We start from the raw sequence: 21277 nt of genomic DNA, 5'->3' as shown, positions 1-21277 counted from the left end.
TTCACAATAATTCATCAATCTTAATTAGATCACATTTTTACTTTAATTGGTATTAGAAATGTAAGTGCTTACTTATCTCAGTCTCTTTTATAAGCAATTAACAACACAATCCACACTTCTTTATGAGAATTATTCTCAATATTTTGTTACATTTTGGTCGTTATTACTAAAAGGCAACAAATATGGATATTTCCCGTCGTAAGTTTATTCAATCATCTCTCGCTATATCTGCATTAACAGTACTACCCGCTTGTTCAATGAAGCGGTCTGCTGATGAGCAAGGAAAGTATGTTTATGACTTAACTGCTGAGCCCTCAACAGCAGAGTTAGTGAAGGGATTTAATACCAATATTTTGGGTTTCAATGGCCAGATTCCAGCGCCAACGATTCGATGTCGACAGGGTGAAAAGGTCACGACCCGCTTTACGAATAAGCTATCAAAGCCGACGACTATTCATTGGCATGGTTTAAGAATTCCTATCGAAATGGATGGGGTTCCCTTCTTAAGTCAGCCACCAATCATGCCAGGTGAAACATTCATTTATGAGTTTACGCCGCCAGATGCCGGTACGTTTTGGTATCACCCACACATGAATAGCGTGAAGCAGCTTGGTATGGGCTTAGTTGGTCTTATTATCGTAGAAGAGAGCAATCCAGTACGGTTCGATGAAGAACACGCATTGATGCTTAAGCATTGGCACATCGACAAGCAGGGTCAATGGAAAGATTTAATGATCCCACGACTCAGTGCTCGTATGGGCACTCCTGGGGAGTGGAGTAGTGTTAATGGAGTCCATGAACCCGTATATCAGTTGAAGCAGTATGCAGCGACTAGACTGCGTATTGCTAATGTCGATAATACGATCACTTACCCTATTGCTGTCGAAGGGGCTGAAGCATGGGTTATAGCCATCGATGGTAATCCTGTAAAAACGCCTTATAAACTGACTCAACATAAAATTGGTCCGGGTATGCGTGTTGATATCGGACTGATCGCTCCTAAAGCTGGTGAGCGAGTTAACGTTCTCCATATGAAGGGGCGTTTCCCATTTCCTTTGTGTGAATTTGAAGTCGTAGATTCAGCATTTGCTCAAGGACGTTCGTTGCCATTACTACCATTGAATCCAGTGCCCAACCTAGATCTTGCTAATGCTGAAGAGATCGACTTTTTATTTGAATGGGAAGGGGCTGTTTCTCCAGTATCCAAAGATGGAAAATCGATGCCTAAGTTTTGGCTAACAAATAAAAGAGCATGGGAAGGAATGAGCAAAGACAATATTCCTGAACCATTGGCGACTTTAGAGTTGGGTAAGACTTACATATTCGATCTTAAGAACGTCACTCAATATCATCACCCGATTCATATTCATGGTCATACATTTACTGTATTGGAACTTGATGGTAAAAAAATTGAAGAGCCTTTCCATACCGATACAGTGTTACTTGGAAAAAATGGCCGAGCTAAAGCTGCATTTGTTGCAGACAACCCCGGACGCTGGATGTACCACTGTCATGTAATTGAGCACATGAAAACAGGATTGATGGGATATATTGAAGTTAAGTGACACCTGTAACGTTTAATATTTGCGCATGCATTCTTAGTTTCTACCCTCGCTTTTATCGGCGTTAAAGCTAGAATATAGGGATTATTGTTTGGGAGGATTCATGGGTCAGTTATCTATTCTAGGTTTTATCGCCATCGGTGGCGCGTTTGGTGCTTGTTCACGTTACTTGATTTCAGAGTTATGCGTTGTGATGTTAGGGCGTGGTTTTCCTTACGGTACGCTGACTGTTAACGTAATTGGCTCTTTGATTATGGGATTGCTCATCGCCGCGTTTGAAAATGAGATGGTTGCGACGGAGCCGTGGAGACAAATTATCGGTCTTGGTTTCCTTGGAGCCCTGACGACATTTTCTACGTTTTCGATGGATAACGTGCTTCTTATGCAGCAGGGTGCGTTCTTCAAGATGGGGCTCAATGTACTGCTCAATGTGGTTCTCAGTATTTCAGCCGCATGGTTCGGCTTCCAACTTCTGATAAAGTCTTAAAACTTTCTTACGATTTGTTAACAACTCGGCTTGGTTTATCCAAGCCGTTTTTATATACTCGATCGTACTTGTCGGAGTGCCATATGGCTGAGACCGTTAACTCGGGATCCGTTGAACCTGATCAGGCTAATACCTGCGAAGGGAACAAGAGTAGATATCTAACTAGAATCCTTCTAGAGATCTATCTCCAGATCACAACTGCATTTTCTTGCTGTGATCCCTCTTGTAGCATCTTATCCGTCAAGCATTTTTATCCCTATAAATAATGGCTAAAAGCCAAGGAAAAATGCTATGTCGAGTCGTAAACAAGCAAGACTGGAAGCGAAGAATTTCATTGATTCTTTATCTGTACAACCTTATCCAAACTCAAAAAAAGCTTACATCCAAGGGTCTCGAGCGGACATTCAAGTCCCTGTCCGAGAAATATCCCTCGCAGATAGCCTTGTTGGTGGCAGCAAAAAAGAGCCTGTATTCGAACCTAATGAGCCAATTCATGTCTACGACACCTCAGGTGTTTATACCGATCCTACGCATGAAATAGACCTTTATAGTGGCCTTCCTAAGTTGCGAGAGCAATGGATTGAAGAGCGTGGTGATACGGAATTGCTCGATGATGTAAGCTCTGTTTACACCAAAGAACGTTTAGAAGATGAAACCCTAGACGACCTTCGTTACGGAAACCTGCCTCGAATTCGTCGCGCTACTGGCGACCAATGTGTAACTCAACTGCATTATGCTCGTCAGGGAATTATCACTCCTGAGATGGAGTACATTGCGATACGTGAGAACATGGGGCGTCAGAAGTTCGCTGATGAACAGCTTAATCACCAACACCCAGGCCATAACTTTGGCGCAAACCTGCCAAAAGAAATTACCCCTGAGTTCGTGCGTAAAGAGGTCGCTGAAGGCCGAGCTATCATCCCTTCAAACATCAACCACCCAGAATCAGAACCTATGATTATTGGCCGAAACTTCTTAGTGAAAGTGAACGCCAATATCGGTAACTCTTCTGTAAGCTCTTCGATTGAAGAAGAAGTTGAGAAGCTAGTATGGTCGACTCGCTGGGGCGGCGATACCGTAATGGATCTTTCTACTGGCCGTAATATCCACGAGACTCGTGAATGGATCCTACGTAATAGCCCAGTGCCGATTGGTACGGTTCCTATGTATCAGGCGCTTGAGAAAGTGAATGGCGTAGCCGAAGACCTTAACTGGGAAGTGATGCGCGATACTTTGATTGAACAAGCGGAGCAGGGCGTTGATTACTTCACTATCCATGCTGGTTTGCTTCTTCGTTATGTTCCTATGACGGCTAAGCGTGTGACAGGTATTGTTTCTCGTGGTGGCTCTATTATCGCGAAATGGTGTCTTGCACATCACCAAGAAAGCTTCCTATACACACACTTCCGCGAGATCTGTGAGATCTGTGCGAAGTACGATGTGGCTTTGTCACTAGGTGACGGCCTACGTCCTGGCTCTATTGCAGATGCCAATGATGAGGCTCAGTTCTCGGAGTTACGTACTCTAGGTGAGTTAACTAAAGTGGCTTGGGAATACGATGTTCAGGTGATCATTGAAGGTCCTGGACATGTACCTATGCATCTTATTAAAGAGAACATGGATGAGCAGTTAGAGCACTGCCATGAAGCGCCTTTCTATACGTTAGGCCCGCTGACCACTGATATTGCACCGGGTTATGACCACATTACCTCTGGTATTGGCGCGGCGATGATTGGTTGGTACGGCTGTGCGATGCTTTGTTATGTAACACCTAAAGAGCATTTGGGCTTACCAAATAAAGAAGATGTGAAGACTGGCTTGATTACTTACAAGCTGGCAGCACATGCAGCAGACTTGGCAAAAGGGCATCCGGGCGCACAAATCCGAGATAATGCATTATCTAAAGCTCGTTTTGAATTCCGTTGGGAAGACCAATTTAATCTAGCTTTAGATCCAGAAACAGCCCGTTCTTTCCACGATGAAACCCTGCCACAAGAATCGGGCAAGGTTGCTCACTTCTGCTCTATGTGTGGACCTAAATTCTGTTCAATGAAGATCTCTCAAGAAGTTCGAGAGTACGCGAAAGACACTGAACAAGTGGCTGCTGATCAGGCTATCGAGATTAAGATGCTTGATAATCCGTTGGAAGGGATGCGTCAGAAATCACAAGAGTTCCGTGATACTGGCTCTGAACTTTATCACCCAGCAGTAGGCGCAAAAGAAGCTCAATTAGAGGAATAATGACAGTGAAGATTCTTATCCCATCTCAAAATATTGAGCTAACGGGAGAGGTGCAAAGCTGTCTATTGGTTGCTAAGCGACAAGGCTTGGCAACCGATGCAGTTGAGTTGGGTGTAAGCCCAACTCAATGCTTCTCTATCGTTGATGCTCAGCAAGCGTTATCTATTGGTTTTGCTCATGATGTTGATTCATTGGCGGAGTGTCGCTCAAGTGAGCTTGATCATATCGTTTATTACAGTCATTCAGTGGCGCTAGCTGGTGTCCGCGATGCCTTGGCACAAACTCCGAATACCATCTATATCGGTGTCTTAGATGACTCAGCTGCATTGGATATCTGGTCACAGCTAGATTCTAATCGTGCTATCAAGAGTGAAACTCCAGCTCATCAGGAGTTAGATAGTCGTGGCCACTTTGCTTGGTTACTTACTTTGTTGGCGTTGGAATTCCCATTAGAAGACGCACTGGTTTTAGCTCGCGCAGCACCTAGTGTTTCACGTGGAACATGGCCAGCAAACTATCAAAACTTTCCTATTCCCGTTCTCGAAGATGAGCGACTGGATATTAGTGTTGGTTGGGCGCACCAAGGAACATCACTGTCGTTCCCGGAATTGAGTAAGAGTAGCCTAGGACTATACCCAGTGGTTGATGATGTTGAGTGGATCGAAAGGCTGCTCAAGCTTGGAATTAACACAGTTCAACTGCGTATTAAGAACCCACAGCAAGCAGATTTAGAACAACAAATCGCGCGATCTATCGAACTCGGTAGAGAGCACAACGCTCAGGTTTTTATCAATGACTATTGGCAATTGGCACTTAAGCATGATGCTTTTGGTGTTCATTTGGGGCAAGAGGACATCGAAGAATCCAACCTATCTCAACTGAGCCAAGCTGGTATTAAGATCGGTCTATCGACTCATGGTTATTACGAGTTGCTACGCATTGTGCAAATCAACCCAAGCTATATTGCGCTGGGGCATATATTCCCAACCACCACTAAGCAGATGCCATCGAAGCCTCAAGGACTTGTGCGTTTATCTCTCTATCAGCAGCTGATTGATACTATCCCATACACAGAAGAACTCACCGGTTATCCGACAGTTGCGATTGGTGGAATTGACCAGTCGACGGCCGCACAGGTGTGGAGTTGTGGGGTATCGAGCCTTGCTGTTGTACGTGCGATTACGTTAGCCGAAGAACCAAAGCAAGTGATTGAGTTCTTCGAAGCATTAATGGCTGACCGTTCTTCAGGTGCTGCTAAAGAGGTAACTCAGGAGCTAAGTCATGCTGAATGATTTCGAATTCATTCGTTATCAACGACAACTCGCACTTCCTGAAGTGGGTGAGCAAGGGCAACGCAATCTATTAGATAGCCATGTATTGGTCATCGGTTGTGGTGGCTTAGGCAATGCTGCGGCTCTCTATCTTGCGGCTTCCGGTATCGGGAAAATCGTATTAGTTGATGATGATTGTGTGGATTCGTCTAACCTTCAACGACAAGTTGCGTTCAAGGAAAGCCAGTTAGGTTCGCCTAAGGTCGAAGCTCTGAAGCAAAAACTGACTGAGCTTAATGGTCGAAACCAAGTGAGAACCATCAATAGGCGAATGACTCAGAGCCAGCTTGAGCTTGAGGTGATGCTCGCTGATTTGGTGTTGGATTGTACTGACAACTTTGAGTCACGTCAGCAGGTTAACCAAGCATGTTTTGGTAGCAAGACACCTTTGGTTTCTGGTTCTGCGATCGGATGGAAAGGTCAGTTTATTGTCTTTGATTATCAGATGCAGAAAGGGTGCTATCACTGTTTGTTCCCGTTCAGTCATCATCCACAAACGACACGTTGTAGCGATAGCGGCATCATCGGCCCAGTTGTTGGCACCATAGGCAACCTCCAAGCACTGGCAGCGATTCAACGTATTAGCACTGGCGAGTTCCAGGTTGCAACACATCAGCTCAAACTGTTTGATGGTCAGACGATGAACTGGCAAAACTTAAGTGTCACTCAAGATAGTGAATGCCCCGTTTGCTGCACATCTACAGTTAACTATTTAGAAGAAGAAACCCAATGAGCAACATAACGATCTCTATCAATGAGCAACCAGAACAGGTTGCACAATCGTCGTCTCTAGCGGATATCATCCAAGCGCTTTCACTACCCGATCTGGGTTGTGTCTTTGCTATCAATAATGCGGTTGTCCCGCGTAGTCAGTGGCAACAAAGGGTCGTCAATGAAGGCGATGCTATTTCTCTTTTCCAAGCTATTGCAGGAGGCTAACTATGTTAACTATCGCAGATAAAACATTTCAATCACGACTCTTTACTGGAACGGGCAAGTTCGCGAATAAACATTTAATGGCGAGTGCTATCGAAGCTTCCGGTTCTCAACTGGCAACCATGGCGTTGAAGAGAGTTGATATTCGCTCTGAGCAAGATGATATTTTACAGCCCATCATTGATGCTGGCGTGAACTTGTTACCAAATACCTCCGGGGCGAAGAACGCGAAGGATGCCATCTTTGCTGCGCATTTGGCTCGCGAAGCGCTAGGCACAAACTGGCTCAAACTGGAAATTCACCCTGATCCAAAGTACTTGATGCCAGACCCAATTGAGACATTAAAAGCGGCTGAGCAACTGGTTAAAGATGGCTTTGTTGTGTTGCCTTACTGTCATGCTGACCCAGTGTTGTGTAAACGATTGGAAGAGGTGGGTTGTGCTGCGGTTATGCCGCTAGGTGCGCCGATTGGGTCGAACAAAGGTATCGCTTCGGCAGACTTCTTAGAGATCATTATCGACCAAGCGAACGTCCCTGTGATTGTTGACGCTGGTATTGGTGCGCCATCTCATGCTGCTCGTGCAATGGAAATGGGCGCGGATGCCGTGTTAGTTAATACTGCAATTGCGGCTTCTCAACAACCCGTTGATATGGCGATTGCTTTTAAACTGGCAGTTGAAGCTGGCCGTATGGCTTACCTTTCTGGTCTTGCTGGACAGGTGTCTCATGCGGTTGCTTCTAGTCCGCTAACTTCATTCCTAGACGAGTAGTGTCCTTATGACGTTTGTTGATCGATTTAAACAGCTCAACTGGGATGACATTGGTATGTCCATCTTCAGTAAAACGGCAGCGGATGTTGAGCGCGCTCTGAGTAAACCTAAACGCGACTTGGAAGACTTTAAGGCTCTTATCTCTCCGGCAGCAGAACCTTACTTAGAGCAGATGGCGCAACAATCGTTGGCACTCACACGCAAGCGATTCGGCAATACAATGTCGTTGTATATTCCATTGTACCTCTCAAACTTATGTGCGAATGCGTGCACGTATTGTGGTTTCTCAATGGAGAACCGCATTAAGCGTCGCACACTTACTTTAGATGAAATCGATGCTGAAAGTGCCGCTATCAAAAAGATGAAGTTTGATAGTGTATTGTTGGTGACTGGTGAACATGAAACCAAGGTCGGGATGAAGTACTTCCGTGAAGTGCTACCGAATATTAAGGCACAATTTAACTATCTTGCGATGGAAGTGCAGCCGCTTGATCAAGATGACTACGCAGAGCTTAAAACTCTCGGCTTAGATGCGGTGATGGTTTACCAAGAAACGTATAGCCCAAGTACCTACGCGGAACACCACTTGCGTGGCAATAAAATGGATTTTGAATACCGGCTCGAAACGCCCGATCGTTTGGCAAAAGCGGGTATTGATAAGATAGGTATTGGCGCTTTGATTGGCTTGGAAGATTGGCGTACCGACTGTTTCTTCGTGGCCGCTCACTTAGACTATCTTGAGCGTACTTATTGGCAAACACGTTACTCGATTTCATTCCCACGTCTTCGTCCGTGTGAGGGTGGTTTGCAGCCTAAATCGATTATGAGTGATAAACAGTTGGTTCAACTTATCTGTGCGTATCGCTTATTAAACCCTGAGGTTGAATTGTCTCTCTCGACTCGTGAGTCTGCAGCTTTCCGCGACAATGTGTTGCCATTGGGAATCACCAGTATGTCAGCTGCGTCTAAAACCCAGCCTGGTGGTTATGCTTCTGATGAAGAAGAACTCGAGCAATTTGAAATAAGTGATGAGCGAAGTGCTGCCGATGTTGAGTCAATGATTCGTCAACGTGGTTTTGATCCTGTGTGGCGAGACTGGCACAGTGCTTACTCTGGTTAGCGAATACACAGATTTATGTTCCACGTGAAACATCGACGAAGTTAAATCGACAAATAAAAACGGCTACCCTAAGGTAGCCGTTTTTCATTTCATTAAGTTTGAATTAGCTAAGCATGAGCAAGTGGAGTGGTTGATTGGCGTAACCATTCCAATGTATCACCTTCAACTAATGGGCTAACATCGTTCCATACTTTCTGGTGGTAATCATTAAGCCATGCAAGTTCAGGTCGTGTCAGTAAATCGACGTTGATGTTGCGCTTATCGATAGGGCAACGTGTTAGCGACTCAAACGTTAGTACTGAGAAGTCACCTTGAGTTGGCAGCTCAACCACCAGTTCTAGGTTTTCGATACGGATACCAAATTCATCTGCACGGTAGTAACCCGGCTCGTTTGATAACACCATGCCTTCAACAAGAGGTACATCGATTAGCTTCTTAGAGATGCTTTGCGGACCTTCATGAACACTTAGGAAATGACCAACACCGTGACCAGTACCGTGGTCGTAGTCGAAGCCTTCTGCCCATAAGTGTTGGCGAGCTAGAATATCAAGTTGGAAACCACGAGTACCCTGTGGGAAACGTGCACGCGCGATACCGATGTGACCTTTAAGCGCTAACGTGAACTGCTGGATCATTTCGTCGCTTGGCTGGCCAATCGCGATAGTTCGAGTGATGTCGGTTGTACCATCTAGGTACTGACCGCCTGAATCGACTAGGTAAAGAGTATTCATCTCTAACTGACCTGGTTCAGGTTGGTTCTCGTGGTTGTAGTGACACATTGCTGCGTTGCCGCCTGCTGCTGAAATCGTGTCAAAACTTAGGTCCATCAGCGTTGGGTCTTGTTCGCGGAATGATTGAACTTTGTCTGCTAGCACAGCTTCATTGTGCAGATTACCTTGCGTGACTTCTGCATCAATCCAAGATAGGAACTTCGCCATCGCAACACCATCACGAATGTGACACGCTTTCATGCCGGCAATTTCAGTTTCATTCTTTGCTGCTTTTGGCATTAGGCATGGGTCTGCTGCTTCAATGATATGAGCACCAGAGTTTTGTAGAACCAGCGTGTACCAAGCGTTACTGGTACCTGAATCGACAGATACATTTTTGCCTTCCAAAGATTGAAGGCGTGCTTCAAGCTCTGATGGGTGAGATACGCGAATACCATTGCCAACGTGTGCTTCAAAGCCCGTAGGAATACGAGCTGGGTCTAGGAAGAAGTCGACGCTTTCATCGGCGTGGATGATCGCATTGGATAACACAACAGGTAGGCGAGATACGTCCAAGCCACGAATGTTAAGCAACCAACATATTGAGTCAAGCTCGGTAAGGATAGCGGCGTCCGCACCTTTTGCTTTTAGTAAGCCAGCAATCTCAGCGCGCTTACTCTCGCTTGATTGACCTACGGCGTCTGTTGCCATTAGGCGAACATCAGATACAACAGGCTCAGGACGGTCAGACCAAAGCTCATCAATCGGGTTTGCTGATAACGTTGTTAGCTCAACTTTCTCCGCTAGTTTTGCTTGTGCGCCTTTCAACCAAGCAGCGGTGTGCATGCGTGGGTCGAATGCAACCTTACTGCCTTGTGGCAATGAATTGACGATCCAATCTAAAGCCGGTTCTTCAATAAGGTGGCGATACTCAAATAACTCTGCTGGTACCTGCTTACGAACCTGAACGGTGTAGCGACCATCAACAAAAATAGCAGCAGTATCACGAGTGATAACAGCGGCACCTGCAGATCCAGTGAAACCTGTTAACCAGTGAAGTCGCTCGTTATGAGCGGGAACGTATTCACCTAGATATTCGTCTTCGTGTGGAATGATAACGGCATCTAGGTTGTTTGTTTCAAGCCAAGCTCGAACCGCAGCAACGCGTTCAGCAGTGATATTGTGCATCTGTGTTTATCCTTATTGTTAGGGTCCTTGTTAACACTCACAGTCGATATACATGCGAGGGGACTTATTAGGTCAATAAGCTAGCGCTTTTGTTCGTTTGCTGCAAACGCTGTACGCCATTTTTATCTAAGGTGCAGAGTTTTTTCTTTGATGATATCTCGCAACCAAGTTAAGGCTGGGTCATTTTCTCTGTCACGATGCCAAAACAGAGTGTATGCCATCGGTGGGAATTCCATTGGTAAAGGAACAACCACTAAGTCGAGTTGTTTAGCGACGAGGTAAGTAAAGTGGCTTGGTGCGGTAAACACAAAGTCGGTGTAGGTACACAGGCTTGCAGCGCTATTGAAGTCTGGAACAGAAATAGCGATATCACGTTGGTGACCAAGGTCGGCAAGTTTGTAGTCGAGCAGCCATCGATCGTTCCCATCACATCTTACTTGTACATGACGCTGTGCAAGGTAGGTTTCCAGATCCCACTTACCACTCAGTGCAGGGTGGTTGCGCCTTAATACACACATCTGTGCATCACGGTAGATCTCTTGTTCGCAGATGTCGTCTGGCGGCAGCATGGTTAAGCGCGCATCGTTGATGTCGATGTCTTTGCCTGTGAGTCCGATATCTAACTCACCAAGCTGTAGCTTCTTAAAGGTTTGTTCGGTCCACGCATGGGTGTTGATATTAACGTTAGGTGCTTGTCGAAATATCGCCGGTAAGAAGTGAGGAAGAATCAGCGGGTAAACACTCTCAACGGCAGCAATGTGAAAACTGTGGTCACTGTTGTTGGGAATGAATGTTTCTGGTTGGGTAAGCACATCAAGTTGATTGATCAGCGTTTCTAATCGAGGCTTGAGAAAGACAGCCTTAGGTGTTGGCCGTAGGCCATGCGCACTTCGCGTAAAAAGGGGGTCATTAAATTGCTCACGAAGTTTGGCCAATGACTTACTAACCGCTGACTGGCTTAGGCACAATCGGTGGGCGGTGCGAGTCACACTTAGCTCTTCCATCAGCACCTGCAAGCAAACTAATAGATTGAGGTCGAGGCGCGATAGTTTCTCAATATTCATATGAGTTTCCTATTTGGAATAATGCTAATGAGTATATGCCATTTTTGTTCATATCTTTAGTTGGTTATTATGCACCTAAATTAACTCATTCGGAGAATCTTGTGCCTTCTAACGCGCTTCCAACCCCTAGTAAACTGCAGGTTGCTTTATTGGCAATGTTGGTTTTATTTAGCCCTCTGGCTATTGATATCTACCTACCAGCTCTGCCACAAATTTCGACAGCGTTTCACGTGGAACATGCACTAGCACAAGATACGATTACCTGGTTTTTATTCGCCATGGGTGTCGGGCAATTATTTGCTGGCCCTTTGGCTGATAAGCTAGGACGTCGAACCGTTGCATTGGGAGGTGTTAGTATCTATGCATTGAGTGCTTGCTTGGCGTGGGCAGCTCAATCGATTGATATGATGCTAATGGCTCGGCTGCTACAAGGCTTAGGAGCTTGTGCGACTTCTGTAGCAGCCTTTGCAACGGTTCGCGATCTATTTGGCCCAGAGAAGAGTGGCCGTATGATCAGCTACCTTAATGGTGCAATCTGTTTTATTCCTGCTTTGGCACCCATTCTTGGCGCTTGGTTAACTCATCAATTTGGTTGGCGTTCGAACTTTAGCTTTATGGCAGGCTTCGCTGTCGTTGTTGGCACTATCTTATTCTTCCAAATGAAAGAGTCTAACCCTGCGACAGAGAAGGTTGCGGTGTTCAAGCTTGAACGATACTGGTCAGTATTGAAAACACCATCATTCCTTTTCCACGCAACCTTGTGTCTGTTGGCGATGGCGGTCATCCTCGCTTATGTAACCTCTGCACCGGTTGTGTTGATGGAAAACCTAGGCTTGACCATGAAAGAGTTTACTTTCTGGTTTGGTGTTAATGCGGCCATCAACATTGCAGCTGCGTTTACTGCACCTAAATTTATGGACCGCTTTGGTACCTATAAAGCACTGGTCGTTGGTATCTCAACGCTGGGTTTAGCGGGCGTGATTATGCTGGTGCTTGCAGAACACGCTAGCCCAATCGCATTCATGCTGCCAATCTTCTTGTCTTCAGTGGGTTTTGCTTGGATTCTCGGTGCTGCTGCTGGTAAGGCTCTTGAACCTTTCGGTGACCGTGCGGGCACAGCTGCTGCACTGCTTGGCTTGTTCCAAATGAGTGGTTCAGGGCTGCTTGTGGGTACCATGCAACGCCTTGATTTAACGTCTCAAGTGATGATTGCGCTACAAATGTTCCTTATTGTTCCTGCGTTATTAGTGCTTGCGAGCAAAGCGGGTAAGTCTTGGCACACGACGTTTGCTAAGGCATAAGTTACAAGGGTGACAAAATATACAAATGGCGGTTTTCGAAACGTTAAAACATGGTATATTTGTCACTCATTGAAACGTTAGTCCCCAACGGAAAATACTGTAATGTCATTAACAACCTACGAAATGGCGCGCGTCTTAGAACAAATGGAAGATGCACCTGAAAAGGTCATGTTTGGTAAACTGCTTAAAGAGCTAGGCAACCAAAGTGAAGAGCGTATTCGCAGTGCGGCAAAACAAGTTCCAATCGATACTTTGCGAGATATCATTTACCAATTTCAGCGTGTGGTAGAGTCTCGTAAGGGTGAGCAGGTTCAGCTATTGGCAAAAGAACTTGCAGAGCAAGGCATCTCTGCTGAAGAGCTACAAGCTTTTCTAAATAAGTAAGCTTATCCCAGTTAAAAAAGAAACCACTCAATTGAGTGGTTTCTTGCGTTTGGGCTGTAGCATTTAGCTTTAGCAGTTCAAAAGAGGTGAAAACTTATTTTAATTCCTGAACTGCGCTTTCAAAACTCTATCAAGTGAGAATGGTCCTGCGCCCCACACGACAACGATAAGAATCATTAACCCCCAAAGCTGATGATCGTAGAAGCCTTGATCCCACAATACAGGGTAAGACACGACAGCAATGATATTGAAAACGAACAACACCGCAGCCATAGGTCGTGTTAATAAACCGAGCGCTAAAAACATCGGTAGAATTAACTCAGCGGCAGTGCCCATGTAAGCAGCCAATTCCCAAGGTAGCAGTGGCACTTGGTATTCCAATTCAAACAAGTAAAGCGTGCTATCCCAAGTAGCTATCTTGGTGAGTCCAGAATTAAAGAATACCCACGCCACCCAAAGGCGACAAAATAGTAGAAGCACTGGAACAAAAAGTGCCTGTGATTTCTCAATCAAACTGTCGTATTGAGCCATCATGTTCGTGACTGTGTTGTTATCCATGTTATGCCTCCAATTCGGCATTGATTGAAAAACCTGAGATGACGTTTAGCGCCATAACAGTATTCAGATGTTGTAGTAATAAAGGATCGATTGCTGAGAGTGTTCGACCTGATTGCAATTCAGTGAGGAATTGGTGGCTCTCTTCACTCAAACTATGGCTCTCAACCTGTGAATTCTCAGCTCGGATTAACACCCCAAATTCAGCTTGGTTGATGTCTAGCCCATCAAGTTGCTGCTGATAGATGGCGTGTTCAAGCGCGATAATCGTGTAACTAGAATGAATCAGTGTTATTGAATCTTTGAGATGAAAGACTAAAGCGCCTTGTTGCTCTTGTGGTACATCTGCAAGGCAAGAAAGAGGTCTCTGGTCGACATCTGCTTGTGACGAAAACCTTACCAAGCTATCTTTCTGCCATTCATACAAAGCCACTTCACCGAGATAAGGTGCAGCCTCAATAACGGCAGGAAAGGCTTGGATAGTCTGTTCAAAGTGTTCACCGTAACCACTGACATCACCAGAGGTCGATGGATAATGTAAGACATGTTGACGAGCCATCTGTTGGAAGCACTCTTCACCAACCAACATTTCAGTGAGTGGGTAGGTTGCTGCCAGAACTTCGCTCAAGCTGATCACAAAGTTATTACGGTAAATCTGGATGCGTTGTTCATCGGTAAAATGGTCGCTCACTATGTCGCAGTACTCACCATTGTTTTGATAGCGTAGGGCGTTAGCAAACTCCAATTGAACCTCTGCTAGGGAGTGGCTCATGAGGCGCGACTCCTTTGGTTGAACTTGTCGTGTTGATACAAGATATCACTGGCTTTGGTTGCTTCAGCCAATAAAACTTGTGGCTCTGGGATATCGAGATCCCACTCAATCAAGGTATGGCGCAAACCATGTTGTGCAACCCAGTCAGTGTAGAGTTTCCACACTTCGTCACAGACAGGTTTACTGTGTGTGTCTATCCAGATCTCACCTTGTTCAAGCTTCTTTTTGGTAAAACCTGCCAAGTGAATCTCTTCAACTTTGTCTGCTGGTATTCCGTTTAAGTACTCTTCACAACTAAAGCCATGATTAAAAGATGAGACGAAAATATTATTGAAATCGAGCAGTAGGCGACACTCAGTACGCTTTTGTACCTCAGCCAAAAACTCCCACTCAGGAATAGTAGAATGCTTGAAGGATAGGTAGCTCGATGGGTTCTCAATCAACATCGGGCGTTGCAAGCTGTCTTGAACCTCGATGACATTACGACAGAAGACTTCCAATGCTTCTTCTGTGTAAGGCAGCGGTAGCAAGTCATTGAAGTAATGACCACCTGTCTGACTCCAACTGAGATGATCAGAAACCAAGAAGGGTTCGATATCATCAATGAGCTCTTTTAATTGCACAAGATGATGTTGATTGATGCGCTCAACAGAACCTAGCGACAACCCAACACCGTGACAACTGATGTTGTGTGCGTGACGAATTTCTCTGAGTTGTTGTCGTTGCGGTGATTGAGCTAAGAAGTAGTTCTCGCTGTGAACTTCTAACCAACTTACTAAGGCTGGATTTTGGCTAAAGAAGTCCAAGTGCGGTGTTCTAAGGCCAACCCCTGCGTAGGGGTGAAGAGTTTGAGTCACAACGATTCTCCTAACAAGAAGTGGAGGTGAGCTGAATGTCAGCTCACCATACTAAGCAGCTCAATTATGATGATTGAGTGTTACCACCTGATAATTTGCCACATAGCCCTTTAGGTACGACTACGAACGCATCGGATTGGTTGTCTTCTTTTGCTGTACCCGCACATGAGCTTGTTTTGGTTGCACAATCATTTTGGCCAGCTTTTGCCACGCCGTAGCATTTTTCTTTTGCTGCTGCTTCCGCAGGTGCTGATGTAAGAACTGCACCGCCGAACGCTAGTACACTTGTGATTGCAGCTGTAACAGCAAGATTAGAATTTTTCATAGTCATTCCCTCTAGGACTTAATAGTATTTTCATATCGCAGGTTAATGGATTGTTAACTTGCTTACTAAAAAGGATTGGAACAACCGGGAAATAATTTCACGGTATTATAAAAATTATCAATATTAATGATGTTTCATCTCTTAAGTTATTGAATTAATGATGTTAATTTTTGATTGTTTTTTCTTCTTATTATCCTAAACGCAGCCTAGTGTTTAGGTTATAATCAACTTTTATGTATAAATACCCAGTAGTGAGCATATCCAATGATAGATCCTTCGCTTTTACTCGATGGCCTAAACGATAAACAACGTGAGGCGGTCGCGGCACCTTTAGAAAACCTACTTATTCTGGCAGGTGCAGGCAGTGGTAAAACGCGAGTGTTGGTGCATCGTATCGCTTGGCTGCAAAGCGTAGAGCAAGCATCACCGTTCTCTATTATGTCGGTTACCTTCACCAACAAAGCGGCAGCAGAGATGCGTGGTCGTATTGAAGAGTTGATGATGGGTAGTTCGTCAGGCATGTGGAACGGTACCTTCCATGGTATTTGTCACCGTATTCTTCGAGCTCACTACCTAGATGCAAAACTGCCAGAAGATTTCCAGATCATTGATTCTGATGATCAGATTCGTTTGCTACGCCGCTTAATCAAGGCGCAAAACCTCGATGAAAAGCAGTGGCCTGCTAAGCAAGCTTCTTGGTGGATCAATGGCAAGAAAGACGAGGGGTTACGCCCAAGTCACATTGACGCCTACCATGATCCAATAACTCAAACGTGGTTAAAGATCTATTCTGCTTACCAAGAAGCATGTGACCGTGCTGGTTTGGTCGACTTTGCGGAAATCTTGCTGAGATCGCATGAACTATTACGCGATAAGAAACACATCCGAGAGCACTACCAAGCACGCTTTAAGCATATCCTTGTCGACGAATTCCAAGATACCAACAACATCCAATACGCTTGGCTTCGCATGATGGCTGGCCCAGATTGTCGCGTGATGATCGTAGGCGATGATGACCAATCTATCTATGGTTGGCGTGGTGCGAAGATCGAAAATATTCAGAAGTTCTTGGATGAATTCCCAGGTGCTTCGACGGTTCGACTTGAACAAAACTACCGTTCAACTAAAACCATTCTGCAGGCGTCGAACGAGCTTATCTCGAACAACACCGAACGTATGGGTAAAGAGCTGTGGACCGATGGTAACGATGGCGAGCCAATCTCTGTGTACTCAGCTTATAACGAGCTAGATGAAGCACGTTTCACGGTCAGCAAAATCAAAGAGTGGCAAGAGAAAGGCGGTGCGTTAGAAGATACCGCGATGCTTTATCGTAATAACGCCCAATCTCGAGTTCTTGAAGAAGCTTTGATTCAAGGTGGTCTACCTTACCGAATCTACGGCGGCATGCGATTCTTCGAGCGTCAAGAAATCAGAGACGCCTTGAGCTACATGCGCCTCATGAGCAACCGCAGTAATGATGCCGCGTTTGAACGTGTGGTTAATACGCCAACGCGTGGCTTGGGTGATAAAACGTTAGAAACGATTCGTCTTGCTGCTCGTGATCGTGGTGCAACCATGTGGGAAGCCAGTGTTGCTTTGATAGAGGAGCAAGTGCTACCCGGTCGTGCTGCGGGCGCATTAAGTCGTTTTATCGAGCTGATTAATGCGCTTGAAGATGACACGTTGGAACTTAGCCTGCATGAACAAACCGACCACGTGATTAAATCGTCGGGTCTGTTTGCTATGTACGAGCAAGAGAAGGGTGAGAAGTCGAAGGCACGTATCGAGAACTTGGAAGAATTGGTAACGGCAACGCGCCAGTTTGAAAAGCCGGAAGAAGCGGATGAGATGAGCATGCTGACGGCGTTCTTAACTCACGCAGCTTTGGAAGCGGGTGAAGGTCAGGCCGATGAGTTTGACGATGCGGTTCAGTTAATGACTTTGCACAGTGCTAAAGGCCTAGAGTTTCCAATGGTGTTCATGGTGGGTGTCGAAGAAGGCATGTTCCCAAGCCAGATGTCGGCCGAAGAAGCGGGGCGTTTAGAAGAAGAGCGTCGCCTGTGTTACGTAGGCATGACCCGTGCGATGGAGAAGCTTTACATCACTTATGCTGAGATGCGTCGTCTGTACGGTCAGGACAAATATCATAAGCCATCACGTTTTATTCGTGAGCTGCCAGAAACCTGTCTGGATGAAGTGCGTATGAAAGCGCAAGTCAGCCGCCCTGCAAGCAGTGGTCGCTTTAGCCAAACCGCTGTGAAAGAGAACTTCAATGAAACAGGCTTTAGCTTGGGCTCTCGCGTGAAGCACCCTAAGTTTGGTGAAGGCACCATCATCAACTTCGAAGGAAGTGGCCCACAAAGCCGAGTTCAAGTGGCGTTTAATGGTGAAGGGATTAAGTGGTTAGTAACGGCTTACGCGCGTTTAGAGCAGCTTTAATCTATTACTTCAGCATCTAATAACCGTTCATTATTGAAAACAAAAAGAGCAGCCAATGGCTGCTCTTTTTTATTGCGTACCGCTTTAAGCGGTCATAATACATGACTGACTAGAAGGGATCTTACAGTGCTTCAAGTGCCGCTTCGTAGTTTGGTTCTTCAGTGATCTCTGCAACCAACTCACTGTGTGTTACCACACCCTTTTCATCAACAACGACAACTGCACGTGTTGTTAGGCTTGCTAGTGGACCTTCAGCAATCGCTACGCCGTAGTCTGATGCGAATGTAGGAGAACGGAAAGTTGAAGCGTGTTGAACGCCTTCAATGCCTTCTAGTTCACAGAAGCGGCCCGCAGCAAACGGTAGGTCAGCAGAAATACAAACAACAACCGTGTTCTCAAGTTCTGCTGCTTTTGCGTTGAACGTACGTACGCTCGTTGCACAAGTTGCTGTGTCGATACTTGGGAAGATGTTTAGAACCACTTTCTTGCCTTCAAGAGAAGCAAGAGTCAGTTCAGAAAGGTCGCCTGCAGTCAGTGCAAAGCTTGGTGCTTGTTCGCCAGTTTGTGGGAATGTGCCTGTTAGTGGTACAACAGCGCCTTTGAAGGTAACGTGTGACATGAATTTGTCCTTAGTTTAATTATGGTTATGAAACTAGTTGAGCCTAGTAAGACTTACGTTACTCGGAAGTGGTTAAGAAGTGAATGCTTTAAATGTCAGAATTGTAATTAAAGGTCTTTGATTTATTTGTTTGAGAGAGGAATAAGTGAAACGACAGATAAAGAAAAACCCCGAGAGCTTGCGCTCATCGGGGTCTATAGTCTTACTCGCAGCAATCCGGCTACTAAGTGTGCTCCATGCATCAAATCCATGATAGTGTGCTGTTATCCTTCAGCGTATTCCTTTCGTCGCCTTCCTAGCGGTGTCCTTGATCTTATCCTGATCTGCCAACAATCCTCGTTAGCGCGCGTCACTTGTTCCTTGAGCGGTGTCCTTTACATCATCCTGATGTTCAGTCCTTTCCTCGTCCAGAGGTGTCCATTGTCTTTCCTTAGTAGCAACCATCCTAGTTACTATTGCGTCCATTCAATGTCCATTTCGCTATCCATGCCGATTATTCATCCTGAGTAATCGAATCTTCATCCTGAAGATAACCAAGTCCTTGGCGTTTCCTGTTCCGTGTCAGCATCCTTCCGACACCATTCATATTACCGATTCCTTATTTATCAGCAATGGTGCATAAGCGAATTTCTATATAATTATTTGAACGATAAATGTACGTATCTTTTAATTTCAATTGGTTACGATGTCGAGGTGATTAATTTCGTCATCAAATATCGATATTTACTCACTACCTTGTGAGAGATCTCGCACAAGGCAGCGAGTAAAAAGGGAGGATTATTCCCTACTGACCAATGGCTGCACCTTCACGACGAGGGTCTGCAGCACCTTCTAGACCATCTTTTGTGATGCGAATAGCGTGTAAACCCGAGTTAAGATCGCGAACGTTGACCTCAAATCCCATCTTTTCTAGCTCAGGTTTGAAGTTTTCCGCTGATGTTCCTTTTTCCAAATCTAAGGTACCGAAGCGATTTAGGAAGTGTGGTTGGTTGATCGCTTGTTGGATATCCATGTCCCATTGGGTGTGAGCAATGATCGCTTGTGCCACATAACCGATGATACGGCTGCCTCCCGGAGAGCCAATTGCCATGTAAGGTTTATCGTCTTGCATGATAATGGTCGGCGCCATTGAAGAACGTGGACGCTTACCTGGTTCAAGTCGGTTCGCGATAGGCTTGCCATCGTTATGAGTCTTGAATGAGAAGTCGGTCAGTTCGTTGTTGAGTAGGAATCCTCTTACCATCAGGCGTGAGCCAAATGCGTTCTCGATGGTGGTGGTCATCGATACGACATTGCCATCACTATCGACAATGTTGAAGTGGCTGGTGGACGGCAACTCAATAGAAACATCTTGGCTTCTCTGCATCGCATGATCCCACGGTGGGGTGCCTGAAGGTGCGCTGTCTAATGCCTTACCTGCGGTAATTAACTGAGCACGCTCCTGCAAATAGTCAGTATTCACTAACCCTTGGGTTGGCATAGGCACATAATCTTGGTCTGCCATGTACATACCACGGTCTGCAAAGGCTAAGCGAGAAGCGTCTGCTAACACTTGCCAAGATTTTGCGTCGTTTGGCCCCCATGATTTGAGGTCAAACTGCTCAGTCATTGCAAGGATTTGTCCAACCGTTAACGCACCTGAACTTGGTGGCCCCATTCCGCAAATATCGTAGCTTTCATAAGCAGAACAAACCGGTTCGCGCTGCTTGATCGAATAAGCGTCGAAATCTTTCTGTGCCAATACGCCCGGGTTACCTTTCGCTGTTTGTACTGTGTTAATGATGTCGGCAGAAATCTCACCTTGGTAGAAAGCTTTAGCACCATCCTTCGAGATAGCGTGTAACGTTGCCGCGTATTCAGGGTTCTTAAGTTGCGTGCCAGCGGCTTTCGGGCTGCCATCGGCATTGAAGAAGTAGGCTTTAGTTGTCGCAAAGCGGCTCAGACGTTCTTGGTCGTTTTCGATCAAGGTGGCTAAACGTGGGCTGATAATAAAACCTTCTTCAGCTAACTGAGCGATAGGTTTAATCAGTGATGCCCATTCGAGCTTGCCGTATTTCTGGTGAGTGTCCCACAGCAATTGTACCGTGCCCGGCGTGGCAACAGAACGACCGCCAACCACGGCATCATAGAATTTAAGCGGTTGTCCGTTTTCGTCTTGGAATAGACGTGGGGTGGCATCAAGTGGCGCAGTTTCACGGCCATCGTAGGTCTTGAGCTGTTTGTCTTTGCCATCAAAATAGACAAGGAACGCGCCGCCACCAATACCTGATGACTGAGGTTCCACTAAGCCAAGCATAAGCTGCACGGCAACCATGGCGTCAATTGCGTTACCACCACGGGCAAGTACATCAGCACCGGCTTGTGTTGCAAGAGGGTTGGCTGCGGTGACCATCCAATCGTTGGCTTTAACGAGTTGTTTGGTTTCTAAACCACTACTTTGTTCGGGTGCGACGGAATCGGCAGCTTGATTTGCCCAACTGACGTGAGAGGCAAAAAGTAGGGTAGAAGTGGCGAGGGTTGTTAGTTTTGTTTTCCACTGCATGATCTTCTCCTTTTAATATGCAGAGCTAGATTGGCAGCGGAAAGATTAGATAGCCAGTGCGTTGTTAACGAATT

The 21277-nt window shown here is 45.7% G+C and carries 19 protein-coding genes and 1 riboswitch; of the genes, 11 read left to right on the top strand and 8 right to left on the bottom strand.

The genetic code is table 11. The features are described from left to right. The first annotated feature begins 182 nt into the window (after positions 1-182). The 8 genes from ACED41_RS19195 (at position 183) to thiH (ending at position 8447) form a co-directional block, all read left to right on the top strand. Positions 183-1565, top strand: coding sequence for a multicopper oxidase family protein (locus ACED41_RS19195; RefSeq protein WP_371725476.1), 1383 nt, complete (start codon positions 183-185; stop codon positions 1563-1565). Between the two features lie 100 nt (positions 1566-1665). Beyond that, positions 1666-2049 (top strand): fluoride efflux transporter CrcB, encoded by a 384-nt coding sequence (gene crcB, locus ACED41_RS19190; RefSeq protein WP_017062997.1) that lies wholly within the window; start codon positions 1666-1668, stop codon positions 2047-2049. Positions 2050-2111: 62 nt separating this feature from the next. Further along, positions 2112-2210, top strand: a riboswitch (TPP riboswitch). A gap of 130 nt (positions 2211-2340) precedes the next feature. Then, positions 2341-4290 carry a phosphomethylpyrimidine synthase ThiC gene (thiC, locus tag ACED41_RS19185; protein WP_102333086.1) on the top strand — a complete coding sequence of 650 codons (1950 nt, stop codon included), beginning with the start codon at positions 2341-2343 and terminating at the stop codon, positions 4288-4290. Then, entirely contained in the window at positions 4290-5582 is a 1293-nt protein-coding gene (locus ACED41_RS19180; protein WP_371725475.1) for a thiamine phosphate synthase, read from the top strand. Before thiC ends, ACED41_RS19180 begins: the two co-directional genes overlap by 1 nt. After that, positions 5572-6354 (top strand): HesA/MoeB/ThiF family protein, encoded by a 783-nt coding sequence (locus ACED41_RS19175; protein ID WP_017062994.1) that lies wholly within the window; start codon positions 5572-5574, stop codon positions 6352-6354. The genes ACED41_RS19180 and ACED41_RS19175 overlap by 11 nt, the downstream gene beginning before the upstream one ends. Beyond that, on the top strand, positions 6351-6560 hold the full coding sequence (thiS, locus tag ACED41_RS19170) for a sulfur carrier protein ThiS (protein ID WP_017061316.1): 210 nt from the start codon (positions 6351-6353) through the stop codon (positions 6558-6560). Before ACED41_RS19175 ends, thiS begins: the two co-directional genes overlap by 4 nt. Before the next feature lie 2 nt (positions 6561-6562). After that, positions 6563-7327 carry a thiazole synthase gene (locus ACED41_RS19165; protein ID WP_017067772.1) on the top strand — a complete coding sequence of 255 codons (765 nt, stop codon included), beginning with the start codon at positions 6563-6565 and terminating at the stop codon, positions 7325-7327. Between the two features lie 7 nt (positions 7328-7334). Further along, positions 7335-8447: a 2-iminoacetate synthase ThiH gene (gene thiH / locus ACED41_RS19160; protein WP_017061318.1), complete on the top strand. Its 1113-nt coding sequence runs from the start codon at positions 7335-7337 to the stop codon at positions 8445-8447. Between the two features lie 107 nt (positions 8448-8554). On the opposite strand, the gene ACED41_RS19155 is transcribed toward thiH, so the two are convergent. Then, the gene (locus tag ACED41_RS19155; RefSeq protein WP_371725474.1) at positions 8555-10345 is read right to left on the bottom strand and encodes an aminopeptidase P family protein; all 1791 of its coding nucleotides are present in this window, start codon (positions 10343-10345) and stop codon (positions 8555-8557) included. A 122-nt stretch (positions 10346-10467) separates the two neighbouring features. Next, positions 10468-11409 (bottom strand): LysR family transcriptional regulator, encoded by a 942-nt coding sequence (locus ACED41_RS19150; RefSeq protein WP_371725473.1) that lies wholly within the window; start codon positions 11407-11409, stop codon positions 10468-10470. A gap of 101 nt (positions 11410-11510) precedes the next feature. Here ACED41_RS19150 and ACED41_RS19145 point away from each other — a divergent pair, with 101 nt between their 5' ends. Next, positions 11511-12710 (top strand): multidrug effflux MFS transporter, encoded by a 1200-nt coding sequence (locus ACED41_RS19145; protein WP_029235094.1) that lies wholly within the window; start codon positions 11511-11513, stop codon positions 12708-12710. A 102-nt stretch (positions 12711-12812) separates the two neighbouring features. After that, positions 12813-13094 carry a hypothetical protein gene (locus tag ACED41_RS19140; RefSeq protein WP_009848181.1) on the top strand — a complete coding sequence of 94 codons (282 nt, stop codon included), beginning with the start codon at positions 12813-12815 and terminating at the stop codon, positions 13092-13094. A gap of 99 nt (positions 13095-13193) precedes the next feature. Here the strand turns inward: ACED41_RS19140 and ACED41_RS19135 are convergent, their stop codons facing one another. The 4 genes from ACED41_RS19135 to ACED41_RS19120 all read right to left on the bottom strand — a co-directional run bounded on the left by ACED41_RS19135 (position 13194) and on the right by ACED41_RS19120 (position 15603). After that, the gene (locus ACED41_RS19135; protein WP_017061322.1) at positions 13194-13652 is read right to left on the bottom strand and encodes a DoxX family protein; all 459 of its coding nucleotides are present in this window, start codon (positions 13650-13652) and stop codon (positions 13194-13196) included. A gap of 1 nt (position 13653) precedes the next feature. Then, the gene (locus ACED41_RS19130) at positions 13654-14421 is read right to left on the bottom strand and encodes a DNA-binding domain-containing protein (protein ID WP_371725472.1); all 768 of its coding nucleotides are present in this window, start codon (positions 14419-14421) and stop codon (positions 13654-13656) included. Beyond that, the gene (locus tag ACED41_RS19125) at positions 14418-15278 is read right to left on the bottom strand and encodes a DUF692 domain-containing protein (protein ID WP_017061324.1); all 861 of its coding nucleotides are present in this window, start codon (positions 15276-15278) and stop codon (positions 14418-14420) included. Before ACED41_RS19125 ends, ACED41_RS19130 begins: the two co-directional genes overlap by 4 nt. Positions 15279-15342: 64 nt before the next feature. Then, a complete protein-coding gene (locus ACED41_RS19120) occupies positions 15343-15603 on the bottom strand; it encodes a DUF2282 domain-containing protein (protein WP_004736650.1) in 261 nt (86 codons plus the stop codon). A gap of 264 nt (positions 15604-15867) precedes the next feature. Between ACED41_RS19120 and uvrD the strand changes: the two genes are divergently transcribed. Continuing rightward, positions 15868-18042 (top strand): DNA helicase II, encoded by a 2175-nt coding sequence (uvrD, locus tag ACED41_RS19115; protein ID WP_017061325.1) that lies wholly within the window; start codon positions 15868-15870, stop codon positions 18040-18042. Positions 18043-18163: 121 nt separating this feature from the next. Here the strand turns inward: uvrD and tpx are convergent, their stop codons facing one another. Together tpx and ggt are read right to left on the bottom strand one after the other, a co-directional pair. Next, positions 18164-18661 carry a thiol peroxidase gene (tpx, locus tag ACED41_RS19110; RefSeq protein ID WP_371725471.1) on the bottom strand — a complete coding sequence of 166 codons (498 nt, stop codon included), beginning with the start codon at positions 18659-18661 and terminating at the stop codon, positions 18164-18166. 784 nt (positions 18662-19445) lie between these two features. Then, complete coding sequence (gene ggt, locus ACED41_RS19105; protein ID WP_371725470.1) at positions 19446-21203, bottom strand: gamma-glutamyltransferase; 1758 nt, start codon at positions 21201-21203, stop codon at positions 19446-19448. Positions 21204-21277: the final 74 nt, after the last annotated feature.

It is taken from the genome of Vibrio sp. 1F255 (assembly GCF_041439145.1).
Lineage (GTDB): Bacteria > Pseudomonadota > Gammaproteobacteria > Enterobacterales > Vibrionaceae > Vibrio > Vibrio crassostreae_C.
Note: the sequence above shows the minus strand (reverse complement) of the source record. Positions and strands in the feature narration are given on the sequence as shown.

Bases quoted from the DNA above. Each gene is read 5' to 3' on its own strand.
- ACED41_RS19135 (WP_017061322.1), bottom strand. From the start codon at position 13,652: ATGGATAACAACACAGTCACGAACATGATGGCTCAATACGACAGTTTG.
- ACED41_RS19180 (WP_371725475.1), top strand. From the start codon at position 4,290: ATGACAGTGAAGATTCTTATCCCATCTCAAAATATTGAGCTAACGGGA.
- ACED41_RS19150 (WP_371725473.1), bottom strand. From the start codon at position 11,409: ATGAATATTGAGAAACTATCGCGCCTCGACCTCAATCTATTAGTTTGC.
- thiS (WP_017061316.1), top strand. From the start codon at position 6,351: ATGAGCAACATAACGATCTCTATCAATGAGCAACCAGAACAGGTTGCA.
- ACED41_RS19120 (WP_004736650.1), bottom strand. From the start codon at position 15,603: ATGAAAAATTCTAATCTTGCTGTTACAGCTGCAATCACAAGTGTACTA.
- thiH (WP_017061318.1), top strand. From the start codon at position 7,335: ATGACGTTTGTTGATCGATTTAAACAGCTCAACTGGGATGACATTGGT.
- ACED41_RS19140 (WP_009848181.1), top strand. From the start codon at position 12,813: ATGTCATTAACAACCTACGAAATGGCGCGCGTCTTAGAACAAATGGAA.
- ACED41_RS19130 (WP_371725472.1), bottom strand. From the start codon at position 14,421: ATGAGCCACTCCCTAGCAGAGGTTCAATTGGAGTTTGCTAACGCCCTA.
- ACED41_RS19165 (WP_017067772.1), top strand. From the start codon at position 6,563: ATGTTAACTATCGCAGATAAAACATTTCAATCACGACTCTTTACTGGA.
- ACED41_RS19175 (WP_017062994.1), top strand. From the start codon at position 5,572: ATGCTGAATGATTTCGAATTCATTCGTTATCAACGACAACTCGCACTT.
- ACED41_RS19195 (WP_371725476.1), top strand. From the start codon at position 183: ATGGATATTTCCCGTCGTAAGTTTATTCAATCATCTCTCGCTATATCT.
- ACED41_RS19155 (WP_371725474.1), bottom strand. From the start codon at position 10,345: ATGCACAATATCACTGCTGAACGCGTTGCTGCGGTTCGAGCTTGGCTT.
- thiC (WP_102333086.1), top strand. From the start codon at position 2,341: ATGTCGAGTCGTAAACAAGCAAGACTGGAAGCGAAGAATTTCATTGAT.
- ggt (WP_371725470.1), bottom strand. From the start codon at position 21,203: ATGCAGTGGAAAACAAAACTAACAACCCTCGCCACTTCTACCCTACTT.
- uvrD (WP_017061325.1), top strand. From the start codon at position 15,868: ATGATAGATCCTTCGCTTTTACTCGATGGCCTAAACGATAAACAACGT.
- tpx (WP_371725471.1), bottom strand. From the start codon at position 18,661: ATGTCACACGTTACCTTCAAAGGCGCTGTTGTACCACTAACAGGCACA.
- crcB (WP_017062997.1), top strand. From the start codon at position 1,666: ATGGGTCAGTTATCTATTCTAGGTTTTATCGCCATCGGTGGCGCGTTT.